Origin of the sequence: Pseudomonas sp. TWI929, assembly GCF_039673335.1 — a bacterium.
Lineage (GTDB): Bacteria > Pseudomonadota > Gammaproteobacteria > Pseudomonadales > Pseudomonadaceae > Aquipseudomonas.
Window position 1 is genome coordinate 1 of the sequence record NZ_JBDJLK010000049.1, and the last position, 12,917, is coordinate 12,917.

Annotated in this window: 8 protein-coding genes and 1 pseudogene; all 9 read right to left on the bottom strand. The window is 62.8% G+C overall.

Features of this window, described 5'->3' with window-relative positions; all coding sequences use genetic code 11:
- Positions 1-180 precede the first annotated feature (180 nt).
- The 9 genes and pseudogenes from ABE456_RS18575 to ABE456_RS18615 all read right to left on the bottom strand — a co-directional run bounded on the left by ABE456_RS18575 (position 181) and on the right by ABE456_RS18615 (position 12,840).
- Positions 181-954 carry an enoyl-CoA hydratase gene (locus tag ABE456_RS18575; RefSeq protein ID WP_346645211.1) on the bottom strand — a complete coding sequence of 258 codons (774 nt, stop codon included), beginning with the start codon at positions 952-954 and terminating at the stop codon, positions 181-183.
- A 13-nt stretch (positions 955-967) separates the two neighbouring features.
- Positions 968-2,095: an acyl-CoA dehydrogenase gene (locus tag ABE456_RS18580; RefSeq protein ID WP_346645212.1), complete on the bottom strand. Its 1,128-nt coding sequence runs from the start codon at positions 2,093-2,095 to the stop codon at positions 968-970.
- A gap of 8 nt (positions 2,096-2,103) precedes the next feature.
- Entirely contained in the window at positions 2,104-3,297 is a 1,194-nt protein-coding gene (locus tag ABE456_RS18585) for an acetyl-CoA C-acyltransferase (RefSeq protein ID WP_346645213.1), read from the bottom strand.
- 11 nt (positions 3,298-3,308) lie between these two features.
- The gene (locus ABE456_RS18590) at positions 3,309-4,076 is read right to left on the bottom strand and encodes an SDR family NAD(P)-dependent oxidoreductase (RefSeq protein WP_346645214.1); all 768 of its coding nucleotides are present in this window, start codon (positions 4,074-4,076) and stop codon (positions 3,309-3,311) included.
- Positions 4,077-4,089: 13 nt separating this feature from the next.
- The gene (locus ABE456_RS18595; protein ID WP_346645215.1) at positions 4,090-5,739 is read right to left on the bottom strand and encodes an acyl-CoA synthetase; all 1,650 of its coding nucleotides are present in this window, start codon (positions 5,737-5,739) and stop codon (positions 4,090-4,092) included.
- Between the two features lie 122 nt (positions 5,740-5,861).
- A pseudogene (locus ABE456_RS18600) lies at positions 5,862-10,526 on the bottom strand (NEL-type E3 ubiquitin ligase domain-containing protein).
- 13 nt (positions 10,527-10,539) lie between these two features.
- Positions 10,540-10,818 carry a hypothetical protein gene (locus ABE456_RS18605; RefSeq protein ID WP_346645216.1) on the bottom strand — a complete coding sequence of 93 codons (279 nt, stop codon included), beginning with the start codon at positions 10,816-10,818 and terminating at the stop codon, positions 10,540-10,542.
- Between the two features lie 78 nt (positions 10,819-10,896).
- Positions 10,897-11,919, bottom strand: coding sequence for an AraC family transcriptional regulator (locus ABE456_RS18610; protein ID WP_346645217.1), 1,023 nt, complete (start codon positions 11,917-11,919; stop codon positions 10,897-10,899).
- A 57-nt stretch (positions 11,920-11,976) separates the two neighbouring features.
- Positions 11,977-12,840, bottom strand: a complete 864-nt coding sequence (locus tag ABE456_RS18615) for a LysR substrate-binding domain-containing protein (protein WP_346645218.1) — start codon at positions 12,838-12,840, stop codon at positions 11,977-11,979.
- Positions 12,841-12,917: the final 77 nt, after the last annotated feature.

Consider the following 12,917-nt stretch of genomic DNA (forward strand, 5'->3'; position numbering starts at 1 on the left):
GGGAGTACGCGCTGCAGGCCCCATCCATGGGGCCTCAGCGCTTGACGGGCATCCATGCCCGTCACCTCCCTCCGCAAGCCCTTCGCTCGGCCTCCTGAAGTCGCAATCTGCATCGCCTGTACTACCGCGCGCTTAGAAGCAAAAACAACGGCAACGGCAACGGCAACGGATGGAGTCTGATCAGCGATCCTTGAACTGCGCCTCGCGCTTGGCGATGAACGCGGCCATACCTTCTTTCTGGTCTTCGGTAGAGAAGGCCGCATGGAACACCCGGCGCTCAAAGCGCACACCCTCGCTGAGGGTAACTTCGAACGCGCGATTGACGCTTTCCTTGACCATCATGCTTACCGGGATCGACTTGCTGGCAATGGTCGCCGCTACTTTCAGCGCCTCCTCCAGCAGCTCTGCCTGCGGCACGATCCGCGCCACCAGGCCAGCACGCTCGGCCTCTTCAGCGCCCATCAGGCGGCCAGTCAGGCACAGTTCCATGGCCTTGGCCTTCCCCACCGCACGGGTCAAGCGCTGGGTGCCGCCCATGCCCGGCAGCACGCCAAGGTTGATTTCCGGTTGGCCGAACTTGGCGTTGTCGGCAGCGAGGATAAAGTCGCACATCATCGCCAGTTCACAACCGCCACCCAAGGCAAAGCCGGACACTGCGGCAATGATCGGCTTGCGACGGTTGGCAATGCGGTCCGAATCGCTGAACAGGTCGTCGACGTAAATTTGCGGGTATTGCAGCTCGGCCATTTCCTTGATGTCGGCGCCAGCGGCAAAAGCCTTGGCAGAACCGGTCAGCACCACACAGCCGATGTTCGGGTCACGCTCGAGCTGGTCCAGAGCCTGGTTGATTTCGCCAACAATCTGCGCGTTCAGCGCGTTCAACGCCTGCGGACGGTTAAGGGTGATCAGGCCGACCTTGCCGTGGATGTCCAACAGGATGGTTTCGAATGCCATGCAGTCTGCTCCTTCAAAGATTACGCGCAATGACCATGCGCTGAATGTCGCTGGTGCCTTCGTAGATCTGGCAAACCCGAACGTCGCGGTAGATCCGCTCCAGCGGGAAGTCGCTCAGATAGCCATAACCGCCCAGGGTCTGCAAGGCATCCGAACAGACCTTTTCGGCCATTTCCGAGGCAAACAGCTTGGCCATCGACGCTTCCACCAGCGCCGGGCGCCCGGCATCCCGCAGCGCAGCGGCGTGCAGCACCATCTGCCGGGCCACGGCAATTTTGGTCGCCATGTCAGCCAAGCGGAAGGCCACCGCCTGGTGTTCGATCAGCGCCTTGCCGAAGCTTTGCCGCTCGTTGGCGTAGTCGCGTGCCACTTCAAACGCCGCACGGGCCATACCCACCGCCTGAGAGGCAATACCGATGCGGCCACCTTCGAGGTTGGCCAGGGCGATCTTGTAGCCCTCGCCTTCCGCACCCAGGCGGTTGGCCACCGGCACGCGCACGTTGTCGAAAACGATCTGGCAGGTGTCGGAGGCGTGCTGGCCAAGTTTGTCCTCGACCCGCGCCACCTGGTAGCCCGGTGAATCGGTCGGCACGATGAACGCGCTGATGCCGCGCTTGCCGGCGTCCGGGTCAGTCACCGCAAACACGATCACCACCCCGGCGTTCTGCCCCGAGGTAATGAACTGCTTGCTGCCATTAAGCACGTAGTGGTCGCCATCCAGACGTGCGCGGGCCTTCAGGCTGCTGGCATCGGAGCCCGCTTGCGGTTCGGTCAGGGCAAAGGCACCGAGCATCGCGCCGCTGGCCAGCGGGGTAAGGAACTGCGCTTTTTGCTGCTCGTTGCCAAAGCGCAGGATCGGCACGCAGCCCACCGAGTTGTGCACGCTCATGATGGTCGAGCAGGCGCCATCACCGGCGGCGATCTCTTCCAGGGCCATGGCGTAGGCCACATAACCGGTATCGCTGCCGCCCCACTCCTCCGGTACCAGCATGCCGAACAGGCCCAGTTCGGCCATCTCCTCGATGGCCTCCTTGGGGAAGCGATGCTCCTTGTCCCATTGCTCGGCAAACGGCTTCAGGCGCTCCTGGGCGAAGGTGCGTACCGCGTCGGCGATCTGTTGTTGCTCGTCAGTTACCAGCATGGTTCACCTCAGTACAGGCATTCGACAGCCATGGCTGTGGCTTCACCACCGCCGATGCAGATGGCCGCCACACCCCGGCGCAGGTTGTTCTGGCGCAGAGCCGACAGCAGGGTTACCAGAATACGTGCGCCGGAAGCACCGATCGGGTGGCCGAGGGCGCAGGCGCCGCCGTGGATGTTGACCTTGTCATGCGGCAGGTCGAGGTGCTTCATGGCCGCCAGGGTGACCACGGCGAAGGCTTCGTTGATCTCGAACAGGTCGACCTCGGCCAGGTTCCAGCCGGTGCGTTTCATCAGCTTGTCGATGGCACCGATCGGTGCGGTCGGGAACAGCGCGGGCGTGTCGGCGAAAGCAGCATGGCCGTGGATCACCGCCAGTGGCTTGAGGCCACGCTTGTCAGCTTCGGAGCGGCGCATCAGCACCAGCGCCGCAGCGCCATCAGAAATCGAGCTGGAGTTGGCTGCAGTTACCGTGCCGCCTTCGCGGAAGGCCGGCTTGAGCTGGGGAATCTTGTCCAGGCGCGCCTTGGGCGGCTGTTCGTCGTCCTTGACCACGCGTTTTTCCTTACCCTCGGTGACTTCCACCGGCACGATCTCGGCGGTAAAACGGCCACTTTTGATCGCGTCCTGGGCACGGGTCAGCGAGGCAATGGCGAACTGGTCCTGGGCTTCGCGGCTGAAGGCGTTGGCCTGGGCGCACTCTTCGGCGAAGGTGCCCATCAGGCGGCCTTTGTCGTAGGCGTCTTCCAGGCCGTCCATGAACATGTGGTCGATGATCCTGCCGTGGCCCATGCGGTAACCGCCACGGGCCTTGTCCAGCAGGTACGGGGCGTTGGTCATGCTTTCCATGCCACCGGCCACCACCACGTCGGCAGTACCGGCCAGCAGCAGGTCGTGGGCCATGATCGCCGCCTGCATGCCCGAACCGCACATCTTGTTCAGGGTGGTGCAGGTAGTGTGTTTGTCCAGCCCGGCGCCCAGCGCCGCCTGGCGCGCCGGGGCCTGGCCCTGGCCGGCCGGCAGCACGCAGCCGAACAACACCTGCTCGACACTGGCGGCATCAATGCCGGCGCGCTCGACGGCACCACGGATGGCGGCGCTGCCCAGTTGCGGCGCCGTCAGGCTCTTGAGGTCGCCCTGCAGGCCGCCCATGGGCGTGCGCACGGCGCTGACGATAACGATCGGGTCATTGGCGAGGGTCATGTTCGCTCTCCTTACTTGGCAGCCATGCGCAGTGCACCGTCGAGGCGGATCACCTCGCCGTTGAGCATGCTGTTTTCGATGATATGGCGGGCCAGCGCGGCGTACTCCTGCGGGCGCCCCAGGCGCGGCGGGAACGGTACGCCTGCGGCCAGCGAAGCGCGCACTTCCTCGGTCATGCCGGCCATCATCGGCGTTTCGAAGATGCCCGGGGCGATGGTCATCACGCGGATGCCGAAACGCGCCAACTCACGGGCGGCCGGCAAGGTCAGGCTGGCAATGGCGCCCTTGGAGGCAGCGTAGGCAGCCTGGCCGATCTGGCCGTCATAGGCGGCAATGGAGGCGGTGTTGATGATCACCCCGCGCTCACCACCCTCATCGGCGGCACCTTCCGCCATGGCTGCAGCGGCTAGGCGCAGCAGGTTGAAGCTGCCGATCAGGTTGACATTGATGACCTTGGCGAAGCTGGCCAGGCCATGTGGGCCCTGTTTACCCAGCACCTTTTCGGCACCGACGATGCCGGCACAGTTGACCAGCCCGTGAATGCTGCCGAAGGCGCTGACGGCAGCATCGACCGCTGCCTGGGCGGCCAACTCGTCGCTGATGTCGGCCACCGCGAAGCGGGCGTTGTCACCCAGTTCGCGGGCCTTGGCTTCCACGGCCTGGGCATTGAGGTCGACCAGCATGACCTTGGCGCCGGCCTCGACCAGCATCTGCGCGGTGGCGGCACCCAGCCCGGAGGCGGCGCCGCTGACGATGAAGTGTTTGTTGGCTATCTGCATGATCGGTTTCCTTTCAGGCGCTGGCAGGGGTGGCCTGTAGCGCTTGTTGTTTGGCGACTTCCTGGTTACGCAGGATGAAGCGTTGCAGCTTGCCGCTCGGGGTCTTGGGCAGCTCGCTGACGAATTCGATTTCCCTTGGGTAGGCATGCGCGTAAAGGCGCTGGCGCACGTGCTGGCGCAGGGTTTCCTCAAGCTCGGCGTTACCGGTGTAGCCGCTGGCCAATACCACGAAGGCCTTGATCAGCTCGGTGCGCTCCGGGTCGGGCTTGCCGATCACCGCCGCCTCGATCACCGCCGGGTGCTCGATCAGCGCGCTTTCCACGTCGAACGGGCCAACCCGGTAACCGGAGGTGGTGATCACGTCGTCGCTGCGCCCGACAAAGCTGATGCTACCGTCCTGGTTCAGCTCCACGGTGTCACCGCTGAGGTAGTACTTGCCGATGAAGGCTTTGGTTGGCAGGCCGTGGTAGCCGGCAAACCAGCACAGTGGCGATTGTTCACGGTCGACAGCGAGGATGCCCGGCTGGCCTGCGGGCAGTTCAAAGCCCTGCTCGTCCAGCACCACGATACGATGGCCAGGGATGGCAAAGCCGGCCGAGCCCAGGTGCACCGGGTGCTGCAGGCCATGGTGGTTGCACAGCACCATGCCCAGTTCGGTCTGCCCATAGTGGTCGTGAATGGTCACACCCAGCTCATCGGCGAACCAGCGGATCACTTCCGGGTTGAGCGGCTCGCCGGCGCTGCTGACCACCCGCAGGCGGCCCTTGATTGGCGCCGAGAAGGCATCGCCGGCGGCAATCAGCATGCGGTACGCCGTGGGTGAGCCAGCCAGGTTGGTGATGCCCAGCTTGTCGATTACTCGGGCGCAGCTTTCAACACTGAACGGGCCATCGTAGAAGGTGGTGGCATGGCCCAGCGACAACGGGCCGGTGACCGCGTAGTACAGGCCATAGGCCCAACCCGGGTCGGCCAGGTTCCAGAAGTTGTCTTCGGGGCGCAGGTCGATAGCATCACGCATGTAGCCCTGGAACGCGACGATGGCGCGCAGCGGCACTTCCAGCGGTTTGGCCGGCCCGGTGGTACCAGAGGTGAACATCAGCAGGAACGGGTCGTTGCCCGAACGCATCACGGGCTCGCAGACGTCTGCGGCGCTGTCCAGGCATTGCTGGAAGTCCAGTTCGCCACTGCGCGCCTTGACCGTGATGATGGTCGGGCAAGGGTGCACATCGTCCAGCTTGCTGCGGTTATGGCTGTCAGTGACAACGACCCGGGCGTGCGACTGCTCCAGGCGATGCTCGATGGCCTTGGGGCCGAAGGCAGTGAACAGCGGCTGGTAAACAGCCCCGAGACGCCAGGTGGCGAGGATGGTGACCAGCAGCTCGGGGGTGCGCGGCATCAGGCCGGCGACCCGGTCCCCGGCACCCACACCCTGCGCCTTGAGCACATTGGCAAAACGGGCAGCCTGCGCCTTGAGCTGGTCGAAGCTGTACTGCGCGCTGTTGCCATCGCGGTCTTCGTGAATCAGCGCCAGCTTGCCGGTACCGGTGGCATGGCGGTCGCAGCATTCGACACAGGCATTGAGGGCATCAAGGTCGCCATGCAGCGCCGCAGCGGCGGCCTGGGCATGGTCGAACGCACGAGCGGCCTCGGCGTAATCGCGCATCGTCGGACTCCTGGTTTCTTGTTTTTGGAGTGGAACCATCGGTCCAACGATGTTCGCGCCGCCCGGGCCTGGCGACAATGGCCAAAGCTGTCAATCTGGATGACCGGTTTGGCCGCCTGGGGTCAGCCTTCGCCGCGCTCGGCCGCACGCAGGTAGGACTCGGTCAAGCCGCTGATCAGGCGCTCGATGTCGGCGGTTTCCCGATCTCGCAAGAGACTCAGCTGATCCTCATACTCCACCTGCGACAAAGCAGGCCGCACCGCCTGAAGCTGAATCGAGCGCTGGTTGTAGTCTGCGACAATCACATCGAACATTTGGCCATGTTGTTGACGCAGGTAACGGCGCCAGAATTCGCGTTGGCTCAGGCTCTCGGTCAGGGCAGCTGTCGTTTGAGCGTGGGTGACCTGGCTGAAAGCAGCCTCGATAACATCCTCGGTCAGTTCGGTTGCATCGGGATAGCGCATGCCATGGGGCTGGCAGGGCAGGCCCAGGCGAGCGCGCAGTCGCACCCTGTACGCCAATTGCAATGCCAGCTCATCAAAATGCTGCCCTGTGGAGAGACGCTGCCGGCCATCCCGATAGGCTACGCCTTCAAGCCGTTACAGGCGGAATAACTGTCGGCCCAATTCCAGCAACCGCCCCCGGTTTTCAGGGTTTAAAGCTTCGGTTTCAGCCTGGGCCTGCCTGACCAGTAATTGAAGTTCACTGAAGCGGCTGGCAACCGCGTCGGAACAGGACAACGGCAGGCCGGCACGCTCAAAAACCCGTCCGCAGAGAACTGGATCAGCGTCCAGGGCACCCAATAAGCTCCAAACACCCTCGACCAGTACTGTTCGCCCTTCGCCTGCACGGCTGTAGTCTGCGGTGAATTCCAGACGAGCCAGTAACCTGAACAAACCGCTGCTCGCAGGTTGCTGCAGCATCCGCTGCCACAAGCCCTGCCGCACTTCCTGGCCTGCTGCGTCTGCATTGCCGGCCAAAAGCGCAAGGGTCCGTGGTAAATCAACAGGTCCTGAGGCTTCCGGCAAGTGCCCATGCTCATCAATGACGTCAAGTGAGTACAACCGCTGCAACTGCATGGCCGACAACGGATTGCGATCGACCAAAATGGTTCGCCGGAACGCGTAAGGCATTTGCTGGATGTCCTCCGGCACCGTGCGCAACTGGTTGTCACGCAGGTCGGCACACTCAAGAAAGCCACACAGCTCCAGGCGCTGCGGCCACGCGCCCAGCCGGCAATAGCGCAGGTTCAGGGTGGTCAGCCGGGATAGATGCTGAAACCTCAAGTCAAGCGTCTCTAGTCGGTTGTAGCTCAGGTCCAGATGGGAAAGGCTGGGCAGCCCGTGGAGAACTTCCAGCGCCTGGGCATCAAACCGGATCTGGTTGTGCGCCAGGCGCAACACTTGAACATCGGGTAGATAAGCGATGCCTATTGGCAGACGCAGCAACTGATTGTTGGCGAGGTTCAGCTCCGTCACAGCAGTGAATGGGCGCAGGAAGTCGACCGGTACATCACTGACCAATGAGTCGTTCAGGCTAAGCATCGCAATGCGATGAAACTCGATCTGCGGAGGTAACGACGGCAGCGTGCGCAAGTGATTACCTCTCAATGACAAACGCTGGCCCTGCACCCGCCCTTCCCTGGTTGAAACAATTTCGCCTTGCAGCCGCCAAGCCCGCAAGATGCTGTCTGCCGTCAACCTGCGTGCAGCCTGGCGGCTTTCCTGCAACTCGGCATTGACCCAGCGGTTGAGATGGCGCACCAACTGATCATGGTCATCCTGTAACTCCACGAGTCGTTCTAGCACTGGGCGCTCGCCCTGCTGCAAACGCGCCAGTTCCTCATCAAGCGCCTGTTCGTCCAAGCCTGGATACAACGTGCGCAGTTGATCGCGAATGGTCGCTTGCCCATTCCTGGGGCTGGCGGAAGGGTGATCACTGAGGGGATAACCCACGCGGCCATCATCCAGGCGACGGCCTGGATTGAACCAGGCGCGTCGCTCGGGCCAGCGAAGCATGCGGGTGATTCCCCCATGTGAAGCAGGCAGCTGTGCCAGCAGTTGATCCCGCAACTGCTCCGGCGAGGAAATACCCGGCCGCTGCGCAGGGGTCAGCGCTGCAAAGATCGCTTCGAAGATGCAGCCGGGGTCAGCCAACGCAACGGTTTGCAGCTCTCCCAGCCCATTGAAGAGTTGAAACTTGCCATTGCTGCGCACCAGTACCCTGGCTGCCTCACCTTGCCCCCCGCTACCCAGGAGCTTGATCGAACGTCCATCCACGGCGCCTTCGCGCAAGTCGATATCGATATTTTCAAGTTCCAGGCTATCGAGTAATGCGAGGACCAGTTCACCCGTCTCGTCGCTGTAGCCAGTGCTCAAGTAGAGCCCTGTAATCGCCCTGTTCAGTCGCGCCAGACGCAATAGCGAGCGCGCGCTTTGCGCACAGGGCAAAGGCAAGCGTTGCTCGACCCGGGCCATGTCACGCTCAAGGTCGCCTGCCTGACCGACCACTTCGCGCACATAGGCCGAAGGCAAGCCAGGGAAATCACGCTTTACCAGCTGCGTCAGTGGGTCCTCGGCAAAGGATTGCCGTGTCAGGTGGGCAAACAACTGTGGGCGCAATTCGGCCTCGTGCGACAGCACCTCAGCCAACCCCTTGCCAACCTCCAGCCGCCCCTCACTCCAGGCCAGCAGTTCACTGTCGGGTGGCATCAAGGTGTTCAGGCGGGCGCGCGTGAAGAAGGTTTCGATGCGTGCATGGGCCTGGAAAGCGCGCAGGGCTTGCCCAAGGTTCACTGGCGCAGGGCGGTTCTCTACCAGCAACCCGCGCAGCTCTTCAAGATCGACACCCGCCACCCGCAATACCTGCTCTGCTTGGCCGGCTTCGATGATGGGATGCTGCGGCCAGAGCACATCAAGCATGCGCGCAGGCTCCTGCCAGGTCAGTGGCTGCCCGTGCATCAAGCGCCAGCCACGCTCTGCGTTGTGCAGCATGACCGGCCCGTAGCCATCATCGCCTGACGCATGGCGCAAGCGGTAAGGCCCATCGGCAACTGGCTGATGCACCTCGTAAAAGCGTCCTTCAATGCAGACCCAGCGGCGCTCGGCCACGCCATAGCGCCCTTCCTCAAGCAACTCGATTGTGTCTGGCATCGATTGATAATGGGCGGAGTCGTAGCACCACAGACGGCTTTTTCCGTTCCCCAGGCTTACCGGCTGAAGGCCACCGACGAACGCGCTACGCAGGAAACCGACCCCGGCCACGGTAGCCGCCGTGGCCGCCAGGGTTTCTGCGACCCCCAGCAAATGCTCCAGTGCTTCATGCTGGTGCCCCCGGTACCAATCCGTCACGCCTTCAAACACTTCCGAGCAGGTCTGCACAACCAGCTGCCCCATCAGCAAGGCGCCCACGACAGGAATAAAGAACCCGGCCAGGTTCACAAGGTCGAGCCCCATCGCTTTCCACTCTGCGTGCCGGGCATGTTCAGCGAGGTTGTCGGCATCGGCGCTCGGCACCAGCAACAACCGGGCATCTTCCTTGACCCGTTGCACTTGCAAGGTAGCCAATTGGGTGAAAATGCTTCCACGCCGCGGCACACATTCAAGCTGCAGGTCTGGCTGCTTGTCCCCGAGGCGCTTGCCAAGCGTTGTGACGAAACCTGCTCGATGTTCGAGGCTGATCAATTGCGTGAAGTACTGCCGGTAGGCCGCCTGTTGCAACCGCTGCGCCATCGCATCGTTCATGGCCGTTGCATCGACAAAAAAGCGCAGCGCCTGCTGAGGGTCGCTGGAAAGGTAAAGCACGAGGCCCCGTTCTCTACCGACTTTATCGCGCAACGCAATCAGCAAGCCATCGGCCACCGCCTGCCCCAGTACCGTCAATAACCTCGGATCGCCTTTGAGCCCTTGCGAACGATGCACCTGGCCGTCATCGGCCACCTCACGCAAGGCTATCTGTACGTCGGCGCTGATGCTTCCCTGCAACGCGGCCACTTCGATCGCAAGCTTCAACCCTGAGCGCTTGTCCTCGGACATGACGGCCTGGGTCGCCGGGTTGAAGACCCGCTGCAGCTCATCCTGATATCGCTGGCCAACATCCAGCGTGCGACATGCCTCGATAAACGCGCTCAGCGACGCGATCAAAGGCTGATCACGGCCTGGCATTACCAACCCTGTGCCTTTGAAATAAGTGGTGCCTGCAGCAAAGTTGCGCATGAGCCGCAGCAAGCCGTTTTCGCGGGTTTCGCTGTACTCGTAGACCTGCTGCAAAGTGCCCGGGAGCCTGCCAACACGCGGGGCAACCAGCAGCCATTCAAGCTGGGCAAGTGTCTGCCCTTCGGGCAAGGGCGAGTCCAGCAACGTCGTCAGCTGTTGTTCGGCAAACTGCGGCAGCGGTAGCAAATCAAGCATCAAACCACCCAGGCGCGCCTGACTCGCGTGGTGTGCGTTCAGGCTGTTACGCAGGGTGTTGATCTGGCTTTTTGAGGCACGCTTGAGCCACGCAGGTAATCTGGCTGCAATAAAATGATCAGTGTCAGTCAAGCGGGTGGGCATGGTTGATTCCTTGGGGTGTCGGGCGGAGCCAACCATGCTGGACAAGTAGTAGATCACTACACAGGGGGAAGTGATCCATGCAGTAATGAGGCCTGGCAGCTGCCTTGTGATGGCGAGCTTAAGGCGTAAAGCCAGCGCCTCGAAGGCAAGTTCGGTATCCCGGCGCAGCTGTTCACAACGTTCTACATAAACCCCACTGCCCAAGGCTTCCTTCTCTTCGTCCAGCGCGTCCATCTGCCGGTCAAAATTATCGGAAACCTGCGCGAATGCCTGTGGGTACCTGGCTCGCAGGTAAGGCGTCCAGAATCATGGCCTGTTCAAGCCGCTGGGCGGCAAACCGGTCGAGCGCCAGCAATTGCCGCGAGGTCGCCGCCATGCGTTTCTGGCTTTGCAAATGCGCGCTCATGCAAGCACGCAGTGACTTCAATTGCTGTGGGGAAGTGTTTTTCAGCCAGGCGGGCAACTGCTCCGCAATGAAGTCATCCGCTGCCTGCTGCAGTTTAGGGTGGACCTTTGCTTCAGGCATGGTCGAAATCCTCTGGGTAATTCGACCTGCCACCCTGCACCTGTACGCTACTGCCCGGCAGCCGGAAGCGCTCGCCCCTTAATGCCCTGAGCCGCGTGCCTGGACCAATGCACGGTAATGCCCCGGGTTGCAGCCGAACCACTTGCGAAATGCCTTGTAGAACGAGCTGCTGTCGGCAAAGCCCAGGCGTTCGGCAACCTCGCCCAGGGCTGCATCCTCCCGGCTCAGCCAGGCAATCGCCAGTTCGCGCCGTACGCTGTCCTTGAGGCCCTGATACGTCTGCCCCTCTTCGGCCAGGCGCCGGCGCAGCGTCGATGGCGACAGACACAGCTGCCGGGCCAGGCTGTCGCCATCGGGCCACTGCCCTGGGGCCTGATGCAGCAGGCCGTGGCGAACACGCCGGGCGAAACTGGCCGGGTCGCGGTACTTGACCAGGATGTTACCGGGGGCCTCGGCCAGAAAACGCTGCAGTTCCTCCGGTGTGCGCTTCAATGGCACGTCGAGGCTGTCAGCGGCAATGATCATGCGCGTGCGCGGGCGCTCGAATTGCAGGTTTTCCGAAAACATCACCCGGTAGTCCTCGCAAAACGGCGGCTCGGCGCAGCGCAGGTCAATGGCCAGGATCGGGATACGCCGCCCGGCCAGCCAACAGGCCACACCATGCACGATCATCCAGAAGGTGAAATAGGTGAACGCGCGGCGGGGCGCATCACGCGGCTCGTTGATGACGATTTCGGCCAGGCCCTGCTGACGCACCAGGCTCGGCTGCAAGTCTTCGAGCATCAGCGACAGGAACGCCAGGGCGGTTTCCAGGCCGGCTGCCAGGGTCGGCTGGCCCATGCTGGCACGGCACATGAATGCCATCGACCCGCTACGCAGGCCGCGTGGGTCCATGGCAAAGAATTCATCGTTGCAGCGCCGCGCCAGCAAGCGCCACAGCCGGGCATAGGATTCAGCGCTGACCCGCGCTTCTGGCAGGTGCAATTGTTCAACGGCGATGCCGGCCCGAGCCAGCAAGCCATTGTCGGGCTCACCGGCGGGGCACGTCTGCAACAGCGCTTCGCGCACCAGTTGCATGGAAATGGTGTCTTTCTCGCTCATCGACAGTCCCGTCAATTCAATGCCGGCCATCTTAGGCCGCCCTGCGCAAAACAGCCATCAAAGCCCCGCCGCCAAGCCCAGGAATGCCTGGATCAGACGCAACTCGCGGCGGCGCTCCAGGCAGCCGACCAGGTGCTGGTTGAGCAACCCCTGGCCCGCCAACGGCCGTGCGACCACGCGCGGGTCGTTGGCCACTTCGGTGGACGACACCACGCCGATACCCAGCTCCGAGGCCACTGCTTCGGTCACGGCCTCGCGGCTGTCCAGCTCCAGCAACACCCGCGGCTGCACGCCGGCTTTCGCACAGGCCTTGTCGAAGGTGCGCCGGGTGGTGGAACTGGGCTCGCGCAGCACCATGATCTGCTGGTGCAGTTCAGCCAGCGGCAGGTCTTGCTCGGCCTGCGCCCAGGCATGGCCCGCCGGCACTAGCGCACACAGGCGCGACTCGCAGAGGTTTTGCAGGTACAGGCCCTTGCGCGGCTCGATCTCGGTCAGTACTGCCACGTCGGCGTGCTCGCTGAGCAACGCCGCGAGCGTTTCCTGAGCATTGCCCAGGCGCAGGTTGACGGTAATGCCCGGGTAGCGCTCGCGCAGCAGCGCCAACATCGGCATGACCCGGTGCGGGCCGTCGGCTGCCACTTCCAGGCGCCCGGTCAGCAGTTGGCGATTGGCCTCGAGCATGGCCTGCGCTTCTTCGGCCAAGCCAAACATGGCGCGGGTGATAGCGGCCAGGCGGGTGCCTTCCTCGGTCAACTCCACCCGTCGCGCGGTGCGCCGCAGCAAGGTGATCTGATAGTGCTCCTCTAGCGCCTTCACATGCCCGGTCACCGCCGGCTGGCTGATGAACAGGCGTGCGGCGGCGCGGGTAAAGCTGCCCTCACGGGCAACGGCATCAAAGGCGCGCAGCTGGAACAGGTTCATATTTATCGGCCTGACTTATAGCTAGGATAACAACAAACAATTTGATTGATAGCAGCGCGAATTGCAACCTAGGCCCC